Genomic DNA, 21,239 nt, shown 5'->3' on the forward strand with positions numbered 1-21,239 from the left:
ACCATGCAAACCCGCGAAGACATTTTCAACATCCTGCGCGACGCCCTGGTCGAGCTGTTCGAACTGGAGCCGGCGAGCATCAGCCTGCAGTCCAACCTCTACCAGGACCTGGAAATCGACAGCATCGACGCGGTCGACCTGATCGACCACATCAAGCGCCAGACCGGCAAGAAGATCGCCGCCGATGACTTCAAGTCGGTGCGCACCGTCAATGACGTGGTCGAAGCCGTGTACCGCCTGGTCAATCCCGCGGCATGAAGGGCCTGATCGGCCTCGGCCTGCTGCTGGCCGGGGTACTGTATCCCTTCGCGGTGCATTTCGGCATGGGCCACTTCGCCCCCTGGCAGTTCGCCCTGTTGCTCGGCGTGCTGTGGCTGGCCCGCGCACTGAGCGCGCCGCGCCGCCCTGGCAGCCTGTGGATGGCCGTGGCCGCCCTGGCCTTCTGTGCCCTGCTGGGGCTGTCCGACAGCCCGCAGCTGCTGCGTTGGTATCCGGTGCTGATCAGCGCGTTCATGCTCGCCCTGTTCGGCGCCACCCTGCTGCACGGCATGCCCATGGCCGAACGCCTGGCCCGCCTGCGCGACCCTGAGCTGCCACCCCGGGCCGTGCGCTACACGCGCCGGGTCACCCAGGCATGGAGCCTGTTCTTCCTGCTCAACGGCCTGATCGCCGCCGGCCTCACCCTGTGGGCGCCGTTGAGCTGGTGGACCCTGTACAACGGCCTGATCGCCTATGTCGCGATGGGCCTGCTGTTCGCCATCGAATGGCTGATACGACAACGTGTGCGAGGACGCCCATGAGCTGGATCAACCTCGAACACCTGCTGCGCCCGCTGGATGCGCCGCGCCAGGTGACCCAGGCACCCGAGCTGGACCACGCCCAGCTGTGCCAGCAGGCCCTGCGCCTGGCCGGCGGCCTGCGCCAGCGCGGCGTGACGCGCCTGGCCATCTACCTGGAGGATGCCGCGCAACTGGCCATCGCCCTGCTCGGCGCCTGGCGCGCCGGGGCCGAGGTGCTGCTGCCGAGCGACCTGCAGCCAGGCACCCGTGAACGCTGGGGCGGCCAGGTCGACCTGTGGCTCAGCGAGCAGCCCGGTGACACCGCCCTGGAGGCCCTGCTGGCCGAACCGCTGCCTGCCGCCGACCTCGACCTGGCGCAGAGCCGCGTCAGCCTGTGCACCTCCGGCTCCAGCGGCGAGCCCAAGCGCATCGACAAGCAGCTGCGCCAGCTGGCCAACGAGGTGAACGCCCTCGAACGCCTGTGGGGCAACGCCCTGGGCGATGCCTGGATCATTGGCAGCGTCGCCACCCAGCATATCTACGGCCTGCTGTTCCGCGTGCTCTGGCCGCTGTGCGCCGGGCGCGGTTTCGAGCGCCGCCAACTGCCCTTCCCCGAGGACCTGCAACGCGCCAGCCGTGAGCACCCGGTATTCGCCTGGGTGGCCAGCCCGGCGCTGCTCAAGCGCATGGGCGACAACCTCGACTGGCCGGCCCTGCAACCCGTGCGCAAGGTATTCTCCTCCGGCGGCGAACTGCCCGCCGACGCCGCCGAGCGCCTGCACCAGCGCCTTGGCCAGTGGCCCACGGAAATCCTCGGCAGCTCGGAGACCGGGGGCATCGCCTGGCGCCAGGGCGAAGCGCTGTGGCAGCCGTTCGCCGACGTCCGCCTGAGCCTGGACGCACACGGCGCCCTGCGCATCGCCTCGCCCTACCTGCCCGACGGCCATGTCGAGCAGAGCGCCGATGCCGCCGAATTGACCGAGGATGGGCGCTTGCGCCTGCTCGGTCGCCTCGATCGCATCGTCAAGCTGGAGGAAAAACGCGTGTCCCTGCCCATGCTGGAGCACGTCCTGGGCGCCCACGCCTGGGTCGGCGAAGCGCGCCTGGGCATGATCGAGGAAGGCCGCGCCTACCTCGGGGCCGTGCTGGTGCTCTCGCCGAGCGGCCTGCATGCCCTGCGCAACCAGGGACGCCGGGCGCTGGTGCAGGGCCTGCGCGCGCACATGGCCGAACACTGCGAAGCCCTGGCCCTGCCGAGGCGCTGGCGGCTGGTGCGACAAATGCCGCTCAACGCCCAGGGCAAACTGCCACAGGCCACCCTCCAGGCGCTGCTGCTCGCCCCGCGCAACCTGGCACCGGAGGTGCTGGAGCTACGGCACGAACAGGACGAGACGCATCTGCGCCTGGCCGTGCCGGTGGACCTGGCCTGCTTCACCGGCCACTTCCCGCGCACGCCCGTGTTGCCAGGCGTGGTGCAGGTCGACTGGGCCATCGCCCTGGCTGGCGAGCGGCTTGGCATACAGGGCCGTTTCGCCGGCATGGAAGTGCTCAAGTTCCAGCAGCTGGTGCGCCCCGGCGACGAGCTGACCCTGACCCTGCGCTTCGACCGCGAACGCGGCAAGCTGTACTTCGCCTACACCTACGCCGGGCAGCCCTGCTCCAGTGGTCGAATCCTGCTGGAGGTGGCGAGTGCATAAGCCCTGCGCCGTGATCCCGGTGTACAACCACGAACAGGCGTTGCCCGCCGTGGTCGCCGACCTGCGCCGTGCCGGCCTGCCCTGCGTGCTGGTCGACGACGCCAGCCACCCGGCCTGCGCCCAGGTACTGGGGCAGCTGGCGGCACAGGCCGATGTGCATCTGGTCACCCTCGCGGTCAACCAGGGCAAGGGCGGCGCGGTCATGGCCGGGCTGCGCGAAGCCGCGCGCCTGGGCTTCAGCCATGCCCTGCAGGTGGATGCCGATGGCCAGCACGACCTGGCCGACGTCAGCCGCTTCCTGGAACAATCGCAGGCGTCCCCGCAGGCGCTGGTGTGCGGCTATCCGCAGTACGACGCCAGCGTGCCCAAGGGCCGCCTGTACGCACGCTACCTGACCCACGTCTGGGTCTGGATCAACAGCCTGTCGCTGCAGATCCCCGACTCCATGTGCGGCTTCCGGGTCTATCCGTTGCCCGCGACCCTGGCGCTGATCGACAGCGTCGCCCTCGGTCGGCGCATGGATTTCGATCCGGAAATCCTCGTGCGCCTGGCCTGGCGCAACCAGCCGATGCACTGGCTGCCGACCCGGGTCCACTACCCGCAGGACGGCCTGTCGCACTTTCGCCTGTTCCACGACAACGCGCTGATCTCCAAGATGCACGCCAAGCTGTTCTTCGGCATGCTCCTGCGCGCGCCGCTGATCCTCTGGCGCAGGTGGCGCGCATGAGCCAGCAGTCCAGGCACTGGGCCGAGCACCAGGAGCGCGGCAGCTTCTGGCTGATGAAGCTGACCGCCACCCTGGTGCGCCTGCTCGGCCGACGCCTGCTCAGCCCGCTGATCCATGCCATCGTCGGCTATTTCTTCCTGTTCGGTCGTCGCGCCCGGCGCAGTGCCTGGCAGTACCAGCAACGGCTCGCCCAGTGGAATGGCGGACAGACGCCGATGCCCGGCCAGTGGCGAGTGTTCCGCCAGTTCATGGCCTTTGCCGAGGCGCTGCTGGACAAGCTCGACGTGTGGAACGGCAAACTGCGCCTGGAAGACATCGAGATCGACGACCCGGCGCAACTGCGCCAGCAGCTGCGCGGCGCGCGCGGCCAGATGCTGGTGGGCGCGCACCTGGGCAACCTCGAGGTGTGTCGCGCCCTGGCCGAGCTCGGCGAACAGGTGACCATGAACGTGCTGGTGCACACCCGCCACGCCGAGCGCTTCAATCGCCTGCTGGGCGAGGCCGGGGCGAGCAACCTGCGCCTGATCCAGGTCAGCGAGCTGGATCCGGCGGTCATGCTGCAGCTGTCCGAGCGCCTGGAGCGCGGCGAGTGGCTGGCCATCGCCGGCGACCGCGTGCCCCTGCACGGCGCGCGCACGGTCGAGGTGGACTTCCTCGGCCACCCGGCCGCCTTCCCGCAAGGCCCGTGGCTGCTGGCCGGCATGCTCGAATGCCCGCTCAACCTGCTGTTCTGCCTCAAGCACCAGGGTCGCTACCGGGTCACCCTCGAACCCTTCGCCGAGCGCGTGCAGTGGCGGCGCGGCCAGCGCGACCAGGTGATCGCCGAGTGGGCGGCGCGCTATGCCCAGCGCCTGGGCCACTACTGCAGCCAGGCGCCCTTGCAGTGGTTCAATTTCTACCCTTTCTGGAAGACCGATGACGATGCATCCGCATGAGCCTGTAACCTTCGGCGAGTCGCCGCTCGCGATCGAAGACGTCCTCGCCCTGGCCGAGCGCCGGGCCTCGGCACGGCTGGACGGCGACACCGCCTACCGCGAGCGCATCGAACGCGGCGCGCGCTTCCTCGACACCCTGCTCGACAAGGAAGGGGTGATCTACGGCGTGACCACCGGCTACGGCGACTCCTGCGTGGTCGCCGTGCCGCTGGAGCACGTCGAGGCCCTGCCGCGCCACCTCTACACCTTCCATGGCTGCGGCCTGGGCAAGCTGCTCGACGCCGCCGCCACCCGCGCCGTGCTCGCCGCCCGCCTGCGCTCGCTGAGCCACGGCGTGTCGGGGGTGCGCCTGGTGCTGCTGGAGCGCCTGCAGCAGTTCCTCGAACACGACATCCTGCCGCTGATCCCCGAGGAAGGCTCGGTGGGCGCCAGCGGCGACCTGACGCCGCTGTCGTACGTGGCCGCCACGCTGTCCGGCGAGCGCGAGGTGATGTACCGCGGCGAGCGGCGCAGCAGCGCTGACGTACACCGCGAACTGGGCTGGCAACCGCTGGTGCTGCGGCCCAAGGAGGCCCTGGCGCTGATGAACGGTACCGCGGTGATGACCGGCCTGGCCTGCCTGGCCTACGCCCGCGCCGACTACCTGCTCAAGCTGGCGACGCGCATCACCGCGCTCAACGTCATCGCCCTGCAGGGCAACCCGGAGCATTTCGACGAGCGCCTGTTCGCCGCCAAGCCACACCCCGGCCAGACCCAGGTTGCCGCCTGGCTGCGCCAGGACCTGGCCATCGATGCCCCGCTGCCACCCCTGCACCGCCTGCAGGACCGCTACTCGCTGCGCTGCGCGCCCCATGTGCTGGGCGTGCTGGCCGACAGCCTGGGCTGGCTGCGCGGCTTCATCGAGACCGAGCTGAACAGCGCCAACGACAACCCGATCATCGACGGCGACGCCGAGCGCGTGCTGCACGGCGGGCACTTCTACGGCGGACACATCGCCTTCGCCATGGACAGCCTGAAGACCCTGGTGGCCAACGTCGCCGACCTGCTCGATCGCCAGCTCGCGCTGCTGGTGGACGTGCGCTACAACCACGGCCTGCCGAGCAACCTGTCCGGCGCCGCCCCCGAGCGTGCCATGCTCAACCACGGCTTCAAGGCCGTGCAGATCGGCGCCAGCGCCTGGACCGCCGAGGCGCTCAAGCAGACCATGCCAGCCAGCGTGTTCTCCCGTTCCACCGAGTGCCACAACCAGGACAAGGTCAGCATGGGCACCATCGCCGCCCGCGATGCCCTGCGCGTGCTGGAACTGACCGAACAGGTCGCCGCCGCTACCTTGCTGGCCGCCAACCAGGGTGTCTGGCTGCGCCAGCGCCTGGCCGACGCGCACGCCCTGCCACCGGCCCTGGCGCAGATGCATGCGGCCTTGCTGGTGGATTTCGCGCCGGTCACCGAGGACCGCGCCCTGGAACACGACCTGCGCCTGTGCCTGGCACGCATCGGCCAGCGCCACTGGAGGCTGCATGCGTAACCCCGGGGTGTTCCACGTCGACAGCGAGATCGTCGTCCCGTTCTTCGACGTCGACAGCATGCACATCGTCTGGCACGGCCACTACGTCAAGTACCTGGAAGTCGCCCGCTGCGCGCTGCTCGACCGCCTGGAGCACGACTACCGGCGGATGCAGGCCAGCGGCTACGCGTGGCCAGTGATCGACCTGCAGCTGCGCTACATCCGCGGCGCCACCTTTGGCCAGCGCCTGACCGTGCGCGCCAGCCTGGTGGAGTGGGAGAATCGCCTGAAGATCCACTACCTGATCAGCGACGCCACCACCGGTGAGCGCATGACCCGTGCCAGCACCGTGCAGGTGGCGGTGCATATCGAAAGCGGCGAGATGCAGCTGGCCTCGCCCCAGGCGATGCTCGATGCCGTCGCCAAGGTGCTGCCATGAGCCACGGTCTCTGCGTTGGCATTGCCGGCCTCTTCGCGGGTAAACCCGCTCCCACAGGCAGCGCAAAACCTGTGGGAGCGGGTTTACCCGCGAAGGTCCCGGCATTGCTCACCCTGTTGCTGCTGCTCATCAGCCCCCTGGCCCAGGCCTTCACCCTCGACGACCTGCAAAAGCAGCTCAGCGAACCCGCCGTGGTCAAAGGCCCGTTCATCCAGGAGAAACACCTGCGCGCCCTGCCCCAGCCGCTGCTGAGCAAAGGCCGCTTCGTCCTGGCCCGCGACCATGGCTTGCTCTGGCTGCTGCAAACCCCGCTGCGCCAGGACTACCGCATCGACGCCGACGGCATCGCCCGCCGCGACCCGAGCGGCTGGCAGACCTTGCCCAGCCACAGTGCCGGGGCCCAGCAGAACCGCCTGTTCTTCGCCGTGCTGCAGGGTGACAGCAGCGGCCTGCAACGCGACTTCGAGCTGAACCTGACGGGCGACGCGACGCACTGGCAGTTGCGCCTGACGCCCCGCTCACTGCTGCTCAAGCAAGTGTTCGAGCGCATCGACATCAGTGGCGGGCGCTTCGTCGAACGCATCGAGCTGAGCGAAACCCAGGGCGACAGCACCGTGCTGCGTCTGCCCGAAAGCAGCGGCGCCCCAGCGCTGAGCGATGCGGAGCGCAGCGACTTTGCCGACTGAACGTCTGTTGCCCCGCCTGTTCCTGGCCCTGTTGCTGGTCATGCTCGCCGTCGCCGGCTGGCAATGGCATCGCGGCGCGCCGCTGTCGGCCGACCTGATGACCCTGGTCCCCGGCGCCACCCATGACCCGCTGGTGGAGCGCGCCGAGCAGCGCATGCAGGAACCGCTCAACCGCGAACTGCTGGTACTGGTCGGCCATGCCGATCGCCAGCAGGCCTTGGCGCTGGCCGAGCGGCTGGCCGGCCAGTGGCAGGCCAGCGGGCTGTTCGAAAAAGTCCAGTGGAGCGTGCAGACCGACCTTGGCGCCGTGCGCGAACAGTTGCTCCAGGGGCGTCTGGCAATGCTCTCGACAGCGGATCGCCAGCAGCTGCGCGATCAGCCCGACGCGTTCGTCGAGCAGCGCGTGCAGAGCCTGTTCGATCCCTTCGCCGGCTTCAGCCTGGTGCCGAGCCAGGACGACTGGCTGGGCCTGACCGGGCGCATCCAGAACAGCCAGCCCAAGCCTGCCAACGTCACCCTGGACACCGCCAGCGGCGCCCTGGTCGCCGAGGCCGACGGTCGCCACTGGGTACTGCTGCGCGCCCGCACGCTGGGCAATGCCTTCGACCTGCAGTTACCGCTGCAGGTGGCCGGGCTGCTGGCCGATGGCCGCGCGCAGGCCGAACAGCAAGGCGCGCGGCTGCTGGCGGCCAGCGGCCTGCTGCACGCCGCCGCCGGCCAACAGCAGGCCAGCCGCGAGATCACCTGGGTCGGCGGTGGCGCCACCCTGGGCATTCTCCTGCTGTTGCTGCTGGCCTTTCGCCGCTGGCGCGTGCTGCTGGCCTTCGTCCCGGTCCTGGTGGGCATGCTGTTCGGCTCGGTGGTGTGCGTGGCGCTGTTCGGCCAGATGCATGTAATGACCCTGGTCCTGGGTTCCAGCCTGATCGGCGTGGCGGTGGACTATCCCCTGCACTACCTGTCGAAAAGCTGGAGCCTGCGGCCCTGGCGCAGCTGGCCCGCGGTACGCCTGACCCTGCCGGGCATGAGCCTGAGCCTGGCCACCAGCTGCATCGGCTACCTGGCGCTGGCCTTCACGCCGTTCCCGGCGCTGACCCAGATCGCCGCCTTCTCCGCCGCCGGCCTGGTCGGCGCCTACCTGTGCGCGGTGTGCCTGCTGCCGGCGCTGCTGGGCGGCGTCGAACTGCGCCCGGCGCAATGGCCGCTGCGGGTCGCCAAAACCCTCACCGGCTGGCGCCAGCGCCTGCTGCGCAAGGTGCCGAGTGGCGCGCTGCTGGCGCTGCTGCTGGCGTTCTGCGCGACCGGCCTGTGGCGCCTCGAGACCCACAACGACATTCGCCAATGGGTCGGTAGCCCGCCTCAGTTGCTCGAAGAGGCGCAGGCGGTGGCGCGCATCACCGGTTATCAGCCCACCAGCCAGTTCTACCTGGTGCGCGGCGCCGACCAGCAACAGCTGCTCGAACGCCTGCAAGCGCTGTCGGTCAAGCTCGGCGAGCTGCGCGACCTGGACAAGCTCAAGGGCTACATGAGCCTCGGCCAGCTCATCGCCAGCCCGGCCGAACAGGCGCGCACGCGCCAGGCACTGGCCAACCTGCCCGCGCACTGGCAACCGCTGCTGGCCCTGGGTGTCCCCCAGGCCGCCCTGGACGCAGAACTCGCGCGGCTGGATCAGTTGCCCACGCAAACCATCGACCAGGTGCTGGCCGGCCCGCTCGGCGAAGCCTGGCGCCCTTTGTGGCTGGGCCAGGACGGCGATGGCGTGGCGGCGATCGTCAGCCTGCAAGGCCAGGCCGACGCGGCCCTGCTGCGCCTGCAGGTCGATGACCTGGAGGGCGTCCAGCTGGTGGATCGGCTCGGCGAGCTGAACCAGCTGTTCGCCGCCACCCAGGTCAGCGCCGCCGAACTCAAGCTATTGTCCTGCGCGCTGATCCTGGTGCTGCTGGTGCTGCCGTTCGGCCTGCGCGGCTCGCTGCGCATCGTCGCCCTGCCACTGCTGGCGGCGCTGTGCAGCCTGGCCAGCCTAGGCTGGCTCGGTCAGCCACTGACCCTGTTCAGCCTGTTCGGCCTGCTGCTGGTGACCGCCATCAGCGTCGACTACGCGATCCTCATGCACGAGCGCATCGGCGGCGCCGCGGTCAGCCTGCTTGGCACCCTGCTCGCCGCCCTCACCACCTGGCTGTCGTTCGGCCTGCTGGCACTGTCCAGCACCCCGGCGGTGAGCAACTTCGGCCTGGCGGTGAGCCTGGGCCTGGCCTTCAGTTTCCTCCTGGCGCCCTGGGCCGCCTCTGGCGATGGAGCGCACGAGCAACCATGACCGTCCTGTCCTTCTGGGCCCTGGCCTTGGCGCTGTATGCGCTGGCCAGCGCCCTGGGCAAGCGCCTGGGGCTGATCCCGATCGTCAGCCAGTTGCTGCTGGCGACCCTGGTGCTGCCGGTGCTCATGCTCCTGTGGATCGAGCCGTACTGGCAAATCGATGGTCCCGCGCTGGTGGCCCCGGCCTGGCTGAAGATCCTCTACGGCTGCAGTTTCGCCCTGCTGCTGGGGCATATCCTCGGCGACGTGGTGGAACTGCGCCCCGACCGCGAGGCGCTGAAGCTCGCCCTGCCCAGCTTCCTGGTGCCGTTCGCCTGCGGCCTGGGCTGCGCGGTGTGGCTGCTCGACCTGGGCGGGGTGAGCGCGCTGGCCCTGGGCCTGGTGTTCGCCATCACCGCGATCCCGGTGCTGTACCTGTACCTGCGCGCCATCGACTACCCGCCCAGCGCCAGCCGCCGTCTGCTGCAGGCGGCGATCCTGATCGACCTGGCGTGCTGGCTGCTGCTGGGCCTTGGCCAGGGCAGCCTGCAGCCCGCCAGCCTGGCGCTGCCACTGCTGGCGGCGCTGCTGCCGTTGCCGCTATACGCCCTCGGCCTGCGCGCGCCGAAGGCCTACGGCCTGCTGTTCCTGCTACTGCTGTTCGGCGCCGAACACTACAAGCTCAATGCCCTGATCTTCGGCATCGGCTACCTGGGGTGCCTGGCGTGGCTCGAAGTGCCGGTGCGCCTGCCACTGTCCGAGGCCTGGAGCCGCCGCCTGCAACAGGGCTTCGCGGTGCCGCTGATCCTCACCTACGGTGTGGTGCAGATCGACGCGCACCATGCCTTGCAGGGCTTCGACACCTGGCAGCTGGCGGCGCTGCTGGCGCTGCCGATCTTCAGCAAGCTGCTCGGCAACTGGCTCGGCCTGAGCTGGGCGGCGCCGTCGTTCGCCGGCGCCAGCAAATGGCGTGAAAGCCTGCTGCTGAACATCCGCGGCCTCAGCGAAATCGTCTTTCTCAACCTGCTGCTGTCCCAGCAGCTGATCAGTCCGGCGCTGTACTTCGCGCTGATGCTGATGAGCCTGGTCGCCACCCTGATGCCCGCGCTGGCGGGCCTGCACCGTCTACCCCTTACATCTGTTTCCCCGGCAAGGAGGCCTCATGCCGAACACTGAACTGCAACAACGCCAGGTCCTGGTGATCGGTGCCGGCCCGTCCGGCGCCATCGCCGCCGCGCTGCTCAAGCGCCAGGGCCATGACGTGCTGATCATCGAACGCCAGCGTTTTCCGCGCTTCTCCATCGGCGAGAGCCTGCTGTCGCACTGCCTCGACTTCGTCGAGGAAGCCGGCATGCTCGAGGCCTTGCAGGCCGCGGGCTTCCAGCACAAGAACGGCGCGGCCTTCGCCTGGGGCGACGAATACACGCACTTCGACTTCGGCCAGACCTTCACCCAGGGCAAGCCGAGCACCTTCCAGGTCCAGCGTGCGCGCTTCGACCAGCTGCTGGCCGACCAGGCCGAGGCCCAGGGCGTGGAGATCCGCTACCAGCAGGAGATCGTCAGCGCCGACATGAGCGGCGCGCAGCCCCTGCTGCGCGTGCGCCGCGAAGATGGCAGCGAGTACCAGGTGCAGGCCACCTTCGTGCTCGATGCCAGTGGCTATGGCCGGGTGCTGCCCCGCCTGCTCGACCTGGAGGCGCCGTCGAACTTCCCAGTGCGCCAGGCGGTGTTCACCCATGTCGAGGACCGCATCGACCATCCCGGCTTCGACCGCGACAAGATCCTCATCACCACCCACCCCGCACACCGCGATATCTGGTTCTGGACCATCCCGTTCAGCGATGGCCGCACCTCGCTGGGCGTAGTCGCCGCCGCCGAACGCTTCGCCGAGGCGCCGTCCGACCTGGACTTGTGCCTGAAACACTTCGTCGCGCAGACCCCGAGCCTGTCCAAGGTCCTGGCCAACGCGGTGTGGGACACCCCGGCGCGCACCATCGGCGGCTACTCGGCCAACGTCAAATGCCTGCATGGCAACGGCTTCGCCCTGCTCGGCAACGCCGCCGAGTTCCTCGATCCGGTGTTCTCCTCGGGCGTGACCATCGCCATGCGCTCGGCGAGCATGGCCGCCGGCGTGCTGCACCGCCAGCTGCTGGGTGAAGCGGTGGACTGGCAGCGCGAGTTCGCCGAACCGCTCAAGCGCGGCGTCGACACCTTCCGGGTGTATGTGGAGGGCTGGTACGACGGCGGCTTCCAGGACGTGATCTACCACCCCGGCAGCTCGCCGGAGATCCGCGCCATGATCAGCTCGATCCTCGCCGGCTACGCCTGGGACAACCGCAACCCATTCGTCGCCGAGCCCCGGCGGCGCCTGCGCACCCTGGCCGAACTGTGCGCGAGGGAACCGGCATGAGCCAGCAGCCCTACCTGAGCGACACCTATGTCGAGGAAACCCGTATTGGTTTTCGCTTCCTCAGCAGCCACACCTGGCAGCACCACGTGCTGCGCGTGGCCATCGACGACCTGCGTCGCCTGTTCGACGGCGAACCGCCCCAGGCCCCGGTGCTGCTCGATGCCGGCTGCGGCCAGGGCAAGTCGTTCAAGCACCTGCACCGGGTGTTCGCTCCGTCGCGCCTGCTCGGCACCGACGCCGACCCGCACAGCCTCGAGCTCAGCGCCGCCGAAGCCGGACGCCTGGGCATCGAGGTGGAGCTGCAGGGCAGCGACTGCGCCCACTTGCAGTACCCGGATGCCAGCGTCGACATCCTGTTCTGCCACCAGACCTTCCACCACCTGGTCGAGCAGGAAAAGGCCTTGGCCGAGTTCCATCGCGTGCTCAAGCCCGGTGGCTACCTGCTGTTCGCCGAGTCCACCGAGGCCTACATCGACACCTGGGTGATCCGCTGGTTCTTCCGCCACCCCATGCACGTGCAGAAGAGCGCCGAAGGCTACTTGCAGATGCTCCGCGAGCAAGGCTTCGAGTTCGGCCCGCAAAACGTCTCGTACCCCTACCTGTGGTGGAGCCGGGCCAAGGATTTCGGCCTGCTCGAACGTCTCGGCCTGCGCAAGCCGCCAGCGGTCGGCCAGCGTGAGGAGACGCTGGTCAACGTGGTGGCGCGCAAGCCCCTGGAGCCCGCATGAAAGCACTGCTGGCGATGACCCTGTGCCTGCTGCTCGGCGCCTGCGCCGCGCGCACGCCGCTGCCCGCGCAACTGCCGGCACTGACCCTGCCGCAGCAACTGCATGTGGCCCGCGAGCAGGCCGGGCAGCGCCAGGACTGGCTGCTGGTGATCCAGCGTGAAGAGGACCGCCTGCGCTGGTCGCTGCTGGACCTGCTGGGCATCCCCCAGGCCCGCCAGTTGCTCGATGGCCAGCGCTGGCAGGCCGACGGCCTGCTGCCGCCCAACCCCGAGGCCCGCGAGCTGTTCGCCGCCATCTTGTTCGCCCTGACCCCGGCCAGGCAATTGCCACAGCTGTATCCGCAGGCCCGCCAGCAAGGCGAGCGGCGCTGGCTCGACGACCGCTGGCAGGTCACCTATCGGGCCAGCGACCGCTTCGACTTGAACCTGGGCCAGGGCCTGCGCTATGTAATCGACCCACTGCCCAGCGAGACCACGCCATGACCGCCTATCTCAATGCCCTGGGCCTGGTCTGCGCCCTCGGCCGCAGCCAGGCCGAAGTGGCTGCCCGCCTGTTCGCCGGCGATTGCTCCGGCATGCGCCACCAGGCTGGCTGGATCCCCGGACGCCAACCCCCGGTCGGCGCAGTGAGCGGCGAGCTGCCGACGCTGCCGCTGGCCGACCGGCAAAGCCGCAACAACCAGCTGCTGTACAGCGCCGCGCTGCAGATCGAGCCGGCCATTCGCCAGGCCATCGCCGAGCATGGCCCACAGCGCATCGCGGTCATTCTCGGCACCAGTACCTCTGGCATCGCCGAAGCCAGCGCGGGCATCGCCCATTACCTGCAGGTCGGGCAGTTCCCCGAACACTATCGCTACGACCAGCAAGAGCTGAGCGCGCCGGCCAATTTCCTCGCCGACTGGCTGCAACTGAGCGGCCCGGCCTATGTGATCTCCACCGCCTGCACCTCCAGCGGCCGGGCCCTGCTCAGCGCCCGCCGCCTGCTGGAACAAGGGCTGTGCGACGCGGTGCTGTGCGGTGGCGTGGACAGCCTGTGCGGCCTGACCCTGAACGGCTTCAGTGCCTTGGAAGCGGTGAGCGAGCAACGCTGCAACCCGTTCTCGGTCAATCGCGACGGCATCAACATCGGTGAGGCCGCGGCGCTGTTCCTGATGACCCGCGAACGCAACCGCCAAGGCCCCTCCATCGCCCTGCTCGGCGCCGGCGCCAGCTCCGATGCGCACCATATTTCCGCGCCGGACCCGACCGGCGCCGGCGCCTTGCAGTGCATGGGCAAAGCACTGGACAATGCCGGCCTCGCGCCGACGCAGATCGACTACCTGAACCTGCACGGCACCGCCACGCCGCACAACGACGCCATGGAGAGCCTGGCCGTGCACAGCCTGTTCGGCAGCACGCTGCCCTGCTCGTCGAGCAAGCCGATGACCGGCCACACCCTCGGCGCCGCCGGCGCCCTGGAAGCGGCCTTCTGCTGGCTGAGCCTGAGCGGGCACAACCCACAGGGCCTGCTGCCACCGCACATCTGGGACGGCCAGCGCGATCCGCAGCTGCCGGCCCTGGCCCTGGTCGACGGCAACCAGCGCCTCGACCCGCGGCGGCCACGCCGATTGATGAGCAATTCGTTCGCCTTCGGCGGCAACAACGTCAGCCTGATTCTCGGAGACACCCCATGATCCCCTGGCCATTGGCCGAACTGCTGCCCCACGCCGGCGACATGATCCTGATCGAGCGGATCGACAGTTGCGATCAGGAGCAGATCCACACCCGTGCCACGGTGCGCCCTGGCGGCCTGTTCAATCGCGCCGACGGCAGCCTGCCGGCCTGGCTGGGCGTCGAGCTGATGGCCCAGAGCGTGGCCGCCTATGCCGGCTGCCGCGCCCGTCGCAACGGCCAACCGGTGGAGCTGGGCTTCCTGCTGGGTACCCGCAAGTACGAATGCGATGTCGAGCACTTCCCGGTCGGCAGCGAACTGCACATCCACGCCCTGCGCTCGCTCGAAGACGAGAACGGCATGGGCGTGTTCGAATGCCACCTGCGCGGCCCCGGCATCCATGCCAGCGCCCGCCTGAATGTCTACCGCCCACCGCAAGTGGCCAGCTACCTGGCCGAGGCGGACCCAGAGGAGCCCTCCCATGACTGACACCATCCTGGTCACCGGCTCGAGCCGAGGCATCGGCCGGGCCATTGCCCTGCGCCTGGCCCGCGCCGGTTTCGACCTGGTGCTGCATTGCCGCAGCGGCCGCGCCGAGGCCGATGCCGTGGCCGTCGAAATCCGGGCGCTGGGCCGCCAGGCACGGGTACTGCAGTTCGACGTGGCCGACCGCGCCGCCTGCCGGGCCGTGCTCGAAGCCGATGTCGAGACCCACGGCGCCTACTACGGCGTGGTGTGCAACGCCGGCCTGACTCGCGATGGCGCCTTCCCGGCGCTCAGCGACGAAGACTGGGACCAGGTCATGCGCACCAACCTCGACGGTTTCTACAACGTGCTGCAGCCACTGAGCATGCCGATGATCCGCCGCCGCGCACCGGGGCGCATCGTCTGCATCACCTCGGTGTCGGGGCTGATCGGCAACCGTGGCCAGGTCAACTACAGCGCCTCCAAGGCCGGCCTGATCGGCGCCGCCAAGGCCCTGGCCATCGAGCTGGGCAAGCGCCGCATCACCGTCAACTGCGTGGCTCCCGGGCTGATCGACACCGCCATGCTCGACGAGCATGTGCCGGTCGACGAGCTGCTGAAGATGATCCCGGCCGGACGCATGGGCACGCCCGAAGAAGTGGCGGGCGCGGTGAATTTCCTGATGTCGCCCGAGGCGGCCTATATCACCCGCCAGGTGCTGGCGGTCAACGGAGGGCTGTGCTGATGCGTCGCGTCGTGGTTACCGGCATGGCCGGCCTCACCGCCCTGGGCAACGACTGGGCCACCATCGCCGGGCATTTCGCCGGCCAGCGCAGCGGCATCCGCCGCATGCACGAGTGGGACCGGTTCGAGGAACTGAACACACGCCTGGCCGGGCCGATCGATGACTTCCAGGTGCCCGGCCACTGGACCCGCAAGCAGCTGCGCAGCATGGGCCGGGTATCGCGCCTGGCGGTGGCCGCCGCCGAGCGCGCCCTGGCCGACGCCGGCCTGCTCGACGACCCGAGCATTCGCGACGGGCGCATGGGCGTGGCCTGTGGCTCCTCCACCGGCAGCACCGACGAGATCAAGGCGTTCGGCAACATGCTGCTCAACTCGGTGGCCGACGGCCTCAACGCCAACTCCTACGTGCGCATGATGCCGCACACCACCGCCGCCAACATCAGCATCTTCTTCGGCCTCACCGGGCGCCTGATCCCCACCTCCAGCGCCTGCACCAGCGGCAGCCAGGGCATCGGCTACGCCTACGAGGCGATCAAGTACGGCCGCCTGCCGCTGATGCTCGCCGGCGGCGCCGAAGAACTGTGCCCCACCGAGGCGATGGTGTTCGACGCGCTGTACGCCACCAGCCTGAAGAACGACACCCCGCACCTGAGCCCCCGCCCGTACGACAGTGGCCGGGACGGGCTGGTGATCGGCGAGGGTGGCGGCATGCTGGTGCTCGAGGAACTGGAACACGCGCTGGCGCGCGGCGCGCGAATCCACGCCGAGATCGTCGGTTTCGGCAGCAACGCCGATGGCCAGCACACCACCCGTCCCGAACAGGCCACCATGCGCCGGGCCATGGAGCTGGCGCTGGAGGATGCCGCCCTGCCGCCCGAGGCGATCGGCTACGTCAACGGCCACGGCACCGCCACCGAGCAGGGCGACATCGCCGAGACCCTGGCCACCAGCAGCCTGTTCGGACCGGGCATGCCGATCAGCTCGCAGAAGAGCTTCCTCGGCCATACCCTGGGCGCCTGCGGCGCGCTGGAGTCGTGGTTCAGCATCGAGATGATGAACAGCGACCGCTACGCGCACACCCTCAACCTCGATGACATCGACCCACGCTGTGGCGAGCTGGACTACCTGCGCGGCGAATTCCGCGGCATGAGCCACGAGCATGTGATGAACAACAACTTCGCCTTCGGCGGCGTCAACACTTCGCTGATCTTCCGCCGCTGGCCCTGACACCACCACCCTGACTGGAGAGCAAGGAATGTCCCCATTGATTCGCGCCGCGGCCCTGGGCCTGGCACTGACCGGCCTGGCCGGCTGCACCTCGAAGCCGGTACTCAACCCGGCCGAGCAGCTGACCGCCAACCACAACTACAGCCAGGCGCAGGTGCAGCAGGCGATCCTCAAGGCCATCGCCGAGCGCGGCTGGACCGCGCGCAATGTCGGCCCCAGCCTGATCCAGGCCGACATCACCGTGCGCAACACCTTCTACGCCGCCGTGGACATCCACTACAGCCCGAGCCAGTTCCGCATCGCCTACCGCGACAGCCGCGAGCTGGGCTACAAGGACGGCAAGATCCACCGCAACTACAACCGCTGGGTGTACAACCTGGATCGCGCCATCGTGCAGCAGCTGAACAACGCCTATACGCAGAACCTCACGCAGCAGGGCACCGCCCTCAAGTGAGCCATCTTGCTTCGCGGGTAAACCCGCTCCCGCAGCGAGCGCGCTGACCATGAGTCACACGCGATCCCTGTGGGAGCGGGTTTACCCGCGAAAGCGTCGGCACTGGCCGCGCGCCTACTGGCCGCCCACCTGCCCCGTCAGCAATTCGGCGAAAGCCTTGGCCATCGCCGACCCGCCACGTTCACGCTGCACCAGCCACACCGCCGTGACCGCCGCCTCATCCAGCAGCGTGCGGTACACCACGCCATCGATGCGCATGCGCTGGAACGACGCCGGCAGCACCGAGACCCCAAGCCCCGCCGACACCAGGCCGATGATGGTCATCGCCTCGCCCGCCTCCTGGGCGAAATGCGGGCTGAACCCGGCCGCGCGCGCCAGGCTCAGCAACTGCGCATGCAGGCCGCTGCCGTAGCTGCGCGGAAAGAACACGAACGGCTCGTCGGCCAACGCCTGCATGTACAGACCCTGTTCGCTGCCTTGCGCCAATGGGTGCGAGGCGTTGATCACCGCCACCAGCGGTTCGCGCAACAGCTCGGTGACCAGCAGCCCCTCCGGCAGCGGCATGGGCCGCATCAGCCCCACTTCGATCGACTCGTCGAGCACCGCCTCGGCCACCTCGCGGCTGCTCATTTCCCGCAGGTTCAGATGCACCGCCGGGAAGCGCTGGCGAAACGCGTGCAACGCCTTGGGAATCTTCGAGGTGAACGGCGCCGACGAGGTGAAGCCGATCTTCATCTCGCCCAGCTCGCCCAGTTGCGCGCGGCGCGCCACGTCGGCGGCCTTGTCCACCTGCGCCAGCACCAGGCGCGCTTCGTCGAGGAACAGCCGTCCGGCTTCGCTGAGCTCCACGCGACGGTTGGTGCGCTCGAACAGGCGCGCCCCCAGCTCCTGCTCAAGCGCCTGGATCTGCTGGCTCAAGGGTGGTTGTGAAATGCCCAGTTGCTGGGCGGCCCGACCGAAATGCAACTCCTCGGCCACGGCGATGAAATAGCGCAGGTGACGCAGCTCCATGATGGGCTCCAATCAAGTCGTAAAACCTATCAAACAGGTCGAACAATATATTGGATCTAATTATTAGCCAGCTATATGCTTTTTCCCATCGCAGCACCGGCCCCGTGCCCGAGGTACCCTTCCGTGAGATCCGCCGTAGCCCCCCTGCCCGCCGAACCCGAGCCCATCCTGGGCGACATCTGGATCGAAAAGGGCAGCCCCGCCTTCATCAAGACCGTGCTGGCCCTGTTCAGCGGCGGCTTCGCCACCTTCGCCCTGCTGTACTGCGTGCAGCCGATGATGCCGCTGCTGTCCCAGGAGTTCGCCATCAATGCCGCGCAGAGCAGCCTGGTGCTGTCGGTCTCGACCGCCATGCTCGCCTTCGGCCTGCTGGTCACCGGGCCGATCTCCGATCGCATCGGGCGCAAGCCGGTGATGGTCTTCGCCTTGCTTTGCGCCGCCCTGGCCACCCTGGCCAGCGCCGTGATGCCGACCTGGCAACTGGTGCTGGCCAGCCGCGCGCTGGTCGGCCTGTCATTGAGCGGCCTGGCGGCGGTGGCGATGACCTACCTCAGCGAGGAAATCCATCCGCAGCACATCGGCCTGGCCATGGGCCTGTACATCGGCGGCAATGCCATCGGCGGCATGAGCGGCCGGCTGATCACCGGGGTGCTGATCGACTTCGTCAGCTGGCACACGGCGATGCTGGTCATTGGCGCGCTAGCCCTGGTGGCGGCCCTGGTGTTCTGGAAGGTACTGCCCGAGTCGCGCAACTTCCGCCCCCAGCCACTGAACCCGCGCAGCCTGCTCGACGGTTTCGTCATGCACTTCAGGGATGCCGGGCTGCCCTGGCTGTTCCTCGAGGCCTTCTTGCTGATGGGCGCCTTCGTCACCCTGTTCAACTACATCGGCTACCGCCTGCTGGCCGAGCCGTACCACATGAACCAGGCACTGGTCGGGTTGCTGTCGGTGGTGTATCTCTCGGGCATCTACAGCTCGGCGCAGGTCGGTGCCCTGGCCGACAAGCTGGGCCGGCGCAAGGTGTTCTGGGCCAGCATCCTGGTGATGGCCGCGGGCCTGCTGCTGACCCTTGCCAGCCCGCTGGCGCTGGTCATCGTCGGCATGCTGGTATTCACCTTCGGCTTCTTCGGCGCGCATTCGGTGGCCAGCAGCTGGATCGGCCGCCGCGCGCTCAAGGCCAAGGGCCAGGCGTCATCGCTGTACCTGTTCTGCTACTACGCAGGTTCGAGCGTCGCCGGCACGGCGGGCGGCGTGTTCTGGCACCAGGCCGGCTGGAACGGTATCGGCCTGTTCATCGGCAGCCTGCTGGCGCTGGCCTTGCTGGTGGCCCTGCACCTGAGCCGACTGCCCGCCAAGGCCGCCTGAGCGCTCAGCCGAAGCGCCGCGCCGGCAGCCACAGCCTGACCCGCACGCCACCGTCGACGTTGTCGACCGCCAGCGCCCCGCCGTGCAGTTGCATGACTTCGGCGACGAAGTTCAGCCCCAGGCCCGTGCTCTTGCGTCCGGAGCCTGGCCTTGGCAAGGAGTAGAAACGTTCGGCGACCCGGCCGATGGCATAGCCGGGAATGGCCTGCCCTTCGTTGAACAGGCTCAGCGCCACCCGCTCCCCCGCCCGCTCCAGTTCGAACAGCAGCGCGCCACCGGGTGGCGTGAAATCCAGGGCGTTGTCCAGCAGATTGGCCAGCGCCTGACGCATCAGGAACGGGTCGCACAGCAGTCGTGTCCCCTCCGGCAGCCGCTGGCGCACTCGCAAGCCGCTGCTTTCTATCCGTGCCGCATGGCCCAGCAGCAGCTCGTCGACCAACGCTGCCAACGCCACCTGTTGCTCATCCTCCAGTGCCTGCATCTGTTCGACACGGGCCAGGTTGAGCAGGCGCTCGATCATCTGCTGCAAACGCTCGCTCTCGCGCTCGATGTTGCCGGCGAAGCGCGCCCGCTGCTCGGCGGGCATCTCGCCCTGGAGCAGCTCCGAGGCGCCGCGGATCGCCGCCAGCGGGCTCTTCAGTTCGTGGGTCAAGGTATGCACGTAGCGTTCGACGTAGGCCTTGCCCTCCAGTTGCGTGCGCATGCGCTCCACCGCCGTGGCCAGTTGCAGCAGCTCGCCGCCCTTGTAGTGCGGCAAGGCGGCGCGCTCGCCGGCGCTGACGGCCTCGGCGTAGTGGGTCAGGCGCCGCAACGACCGGGTCAGCCACCACGACAAAGCCGCGCCGACCAGCAGGCCGAGCACGATCAGCCCCACCCCGAGCGTCAGCAGGCGCCGCTCGGAACGGTCGATGTACGGCTGCAGCGAGCTGTTGGGCTTGGCCACGGTGACCACGCCGATGACCTTGCCGGCGTCGAGGATCGGCGCCGCCACGTGCATGACCGAGGTGTTTTCATCCTCCGGATCGCTGCGCGTCGAGCGCGCGCCGTACTGGCCGCGCAGGGTGAGGTAGACATCGTTCCAGCGCGAGTAGTCCTTGCCCAGGTCCTGGCCGGTGGAGTCGAGCAGCACGATGCCCTTGGCATCGGTCACGTAGATGCGGTGGCTGACCTGGGTCTTGGCCAGGCCCCAGATCTGTGCGCTCGGTCGGCGCTCGCCGTAGGACTGCAGGACGTGCGACAGCCGGCTCTGGTTCAAGGTGCCGTGCCTGAGATCGTCGCGCAGGATCTCCGCCAGCAGGTTGGCGGTGTCCACCAGCGTCTCTTCCGAAGCCTGGCGCACCACCGGGCGAATCTGCTCGCGCACGGTATTGAGCAAAAAATACCCGGCCAGCCCGACGAACAGGAAGTACACCAGGAAGATGCGAATGCCCAGGCGCATCAGGCGTGATCCGGGCTGTAGCTGTAGCCCAGGCCGCGGTGGGTCTGGATCGGCTCGGCGTCGGTCGCGACCTGACGCAGCTTGGCGCGCAGGCTCTTGATATGGCTGTCGATGGTGCGCTCGTAGCCCACGTCCGAGGCCACGCCCAGGCCATCGAGCAATTGCTCGCGGCTGAACACCCGGCGCGGTTGCTCGAGCAGGCATTGCAGCAGGCGGAACTCATGGCGGGTCAGCGCCAGCGGCTGACCGCGATAGACGATGCGCATGGCCAGGGTGTCGACCTGGAACGCCAGCGGTTCGGCGGGCTCGGCGCGCGGCGCCATGCGCTTGAGGATCGCCCGCACCCGCGCCGCCACTTCGCGCGGGCTGAAGGGCTTGACCACATAGTCGTCGGCGCCGATTTCCAGGCCCAGCACGCGATCGATCTCGGCGTCACGGGCGCTGAGGAACATCACCGGCACCTCGCTGAAGCGGCGCAGTTGGCGACAGGTTTCAAAACCGCTGATATCGGGCAGGCCGATGTCGAGGATCACCAGGTCAGCCGGGCACAGACGCTGCTGCTCTACGGCGGCGCTGCCGAGGGTCACCCAGTCGGTGCTGTGGCCGTCAGCCTGCAGGGCGTAGATCAGGGTGTCGGCGATGGCGGCTTCGTCTTCGACGATGAGGATGTGGGGCATCTGAGCGGCAAGCC

Annotated in this window: 22 protein-coding genes; 19 read left to right on the top strand and 3 right to left on the bottom strand. The window is 68.7% G+C overall.

Annotated elements, in window-relative coordinates; translation table 11 throughout:
- Positions 1-3: 3 nt before the first annotated feature.
- The 18 genes from ACYUME_RS24510 to ACYUME_RS24595 are packed head-to-tail and all read left to right on the top strand — an operon-like array spanning position 4 to position 16,734.
- Positions 4-258 carry an acyl carrier protein gene (locus ACYUME_RS24510; protein WP_279880292.1) on the top strand — a complete coding sequence of 85 codons (255 nt, stop codon included), beginning with the start codon at positions 4-6 and terminating at the stop codon, positions 256-258.
- Positions 255-800 (top strand): COG4648 family protein, encoded by a 546-nt coding sequence (locus tag ACYUME_RS24515; RefSeq protein ID WP_460417319.1) that lies wholly within the window; start codon positions 255-257, stop codon positions 798-800. The genes ACYUME_RS24510 and ACYUME_RS24515 overlap by 4 nt, the downstream gene beginning before the upstream one ends.
- Complete coding sequence (locus ACYUME_RS24520) at positions 797-2,476, top strand: AMP-binding protein (RefSeq protein ID WP_460417321.1); 1,680 nt, start codon at positions 797-799, stop codon at positions 2,474-2,476. Before ACYUME_RS24515 ends, ACYUME_RS24520 begins: the two co-directional genes overlap by 4 nt.
- On the top strand, positions 2,469-3,203 hold the full coding sequence (locus ACYUME_RS24525; RefSeq protein WP_460417323.1) for a glycosyltransferase family 2 protein: 735 nt from the start codon (positions 2,469-2,471) through the stop codon (positions 3,201-3,203). The genes ACYUME_RS24520 and ACYUME_RS24525 overlap by 8 nt, the downstream gene beginning before the upstream one ends.
- Positions 3,200-4,138: an LpxL/LpxP family acyltransferase gene (locus ACYUME_RS24530; protein ID WP_460417324.1), complete on the top strand. Its 939-nt coding sequence runs from the start codon at positions 3,200-3,202 to the stop codon at positions 4,136-4,138. Before ACYUME_RS24525 ends, ACYUME_RS24530 begins: the two co-directional genes overlap by 4 nt.
- The gene (locus ACYUME_RS24535) at positions 4,119-5,663 is read left to right on the top strand and encodes an HAL/PAL/TAL family ammonia-lyase (RefSeq protein WP_460417325.1); all 1,545 of its coding nucleotides are present in this window, start codon (positions 4,119-4,121) and stop codon (positions 5,661-5,663) included. The genes ACYUME_RS24530 and ACYUME_RS24535 overlap by 20 nt, the downstream gene beginning before the upstream one ends.
- Positions 5,656-6,081, top strand: coding sequence for an acyl-CoA thioesterase (locus tag ACYUME_RS24540; protein WP_279880307.1), 426 nt, complete (start codon positions 5,656-5,658; stop codon positions 6,079-6,081). The genes ACYUME_RS24535 and ACYUME_RS24540 overlap by 8 nt, the downstream gene beginning before the upstream one ends.
- Complete coding sequence (locus ACYUME_RS24545; RefSeq protein ID WP_460417326.1) at positions 6,078-6,767, top strand: outer membrane lipoprotein carrier protein LolA; 690 nt, start codon at positions 6,078-6,080, stop codon at positions 6,765-6,767. Before ACYUME_RS24540 ends, ACYUME_RS24545 begins: the two co-directional genes overlap by 4 nt.
- Entirely contained in the window at positions 6,739-9,078 is a 2,340-nt protein-coding gene (locus ACYUME_RS24550) for an MMPL family transporter (protein ID WP_460417328.1), read from the top strand. Before ACYUME_RS24545 ends, ACYUME_RS24550 begins: the two co-directional genes overlap by 29 nt.
- Positions 9,075-10,232, top strand: coding sequence for a sodium:proton antiporter (locus ACYUME_RS24555; protein ID WP_460417329.1), 1,158 nt, complete (start codon positions 9,075-9,077; stop codon positions 10,230-10,232). Before ACYUME_RS24550 ends, ACYUME_RS24555 begins: the two co-directional genes overlap by 4 nt.
- Entirely contained in the window at positions 10,219-11,466 is a 1,248-nt protein-coding gene (locus ACYUME_RS24560) for an NAD(P)/FAD-dependent oxidoreductase (RefSeq protein ID WP_279880314.1), read from the top strand. The genes ACYUME_RS24555 and ACYUME_RS24560 overlap by 14 nt, the downstream gene beginning before the upstream one ends.
- Entirely contained in the window at positions 11,463-12,194 is a 732-nt protein-coding gene (locus ACYUME_RS24565; protein ID WP_460417331.1) for a class I SAM-dependent methyltransferase, read from the top strand. Before ACYUME_RS24560 ends, ACYUME_RS24565 begins: the two co-directional genes overlap by 4 nt.
- Positions 12,191-12,676: a hypothetical protein gene (locus ACYUME_RS24570; RefSeq protein ID WP_279880319.1), complete on the top strand. Its 486-nt coding sequence runs from the start codon at positions 12,191-12,193 to the stop codon at positions 12,674-12,676. Before ACYUME_RS24565 ends, ACYUME_RS24570 begins: the two co-directional genes overlap by 4 nt.
- Positions 12,673-13,866 carry a beta-ketoacyl-[acyl-carrier-protein] synthase family protein gene (locus ACYUME_RS24575; protein WP_460417333.1) on the top strand — a complete coding sequence of 398 codons (1,194 nt, stop codon included), beginning with the start codon at positions 12,673-12,675 and terminating at the stop codon, positions 13,864-13,866. The genes ACYUME_RS24570 and ACYUME_RS24575 overlap by 4 nt, the downstream gene beginning before the upstream one ends.
- A complete protein-coding gene (locus ACYUME_RS24580) occupies positions 13,863-14,333 on the top strand; it encodes a hotdog family protein (RefSeq protein ID WP_279880324.1) in 471 nt (156 codons plus the stop codon). The genes ACYUME_RS24575 and ACYUME_RS24580 overlap by 4 nt, the downstream gene beginning before the upstream one ends.
- Complete coding sequence (gene fabG / locus ACYUME_RS24585; RefSeq protein WP_279880325.1) at positions 14,326-15,054, top strand: 3-oxoacyl-ACP reductase FabG; 729 nt, start codon at positions 14,326-14,328, stop codon at positions 15,052-15,054. Before ACYUME_RS24580 ends, fabG begins: the two co-directional genes overlap by 8 nt.
- Entirely contained in the window at positions 15,054-16,280 is a 1,227-nt protein-coding gene (locus ACYUME_RS24590; RefSeq protein ID WP_460417335.1) for a beta-ketoacyl-ACP synthase, read from the top strand. Before fabG ends, ACYUME_RS24590 begins: the two co-directional genes overlap by 1 nt.
- A 28-nt stretch (positions 16,281-16,308) precedes the next feature.
- Positions 16,309-16,734, top strand: a complete 426-nt coding sequence (locus ACYUME_RS24595) for a hypothetical protein (protein WP_460417336.1) — start codon at positions 16,309-16,311, stop codon at positions 16,732-16,734.
- Between the two features lie 114 nt (positions 16,735-16,848).
- On the opposite strand, the gene ACYUME_RS24600 is transcribed toward ACYUME_RS24595, so the two are convergent.
- A complete protein-coding gene (locus ACYUME_RS24600) occupies positions 16,849-17,745 on the bottom strand; it encodes a LysR family transcriptional regulator (RefSeq protein ID WP_460417338.1) in 897 nt (298 codons plus the stop codon).
- Positions 17,746-17,868: 123 nt separating this feature from the next.
- Between ACYUME_RS24600 and ACYUME_RS24605 the strand changes: the two genes are divergently transcribed.
- The gene (locus ACYUME_RS24605; RefSeq protein WP_279880334.1) at positions 17,869-19,110 is read left to right on the top strand and encodes an MFS transporter; all 1,242 of its coding nucleotides are present in this window, start codon (positions 17,869-17,871) and stop codon (positions 19,108-19,110) included.
- A 4-nt stretch (positions 19,111-19,114) separates the two neighbouring features.
- Here ACYUME_RS24605 and creC read toward each other — a convergent pair whose 3' ends face one another.
- A complete protein-coding gene (creC, locus tag ACYUME_RS24610) occupies positions 19,115-20,548 on the bottom strand; it encodes a two-component system sensor histidine kinase CreC (protein ID WP_460417340.1) in 1,434 nt (477 codons plus the stop codon).
- Entirely contained in the window at positions 20,548-21,225 is a 678-nt protein-coding gene (gene creB / locus ACYUME_RS24615) for a two-component system response regulator CreB (protein ID WP_460417342.1), read from the bottom strand. Before creB ends, creC begins: the two co-directional genes overlap by 1 nt.
- Positions 21,226-21,239: the final 14 nt, after the last annotated feature.

It is taken from the genome of Pseudomonas sp. microsymbiont 2, assembly GCF_054788395.1.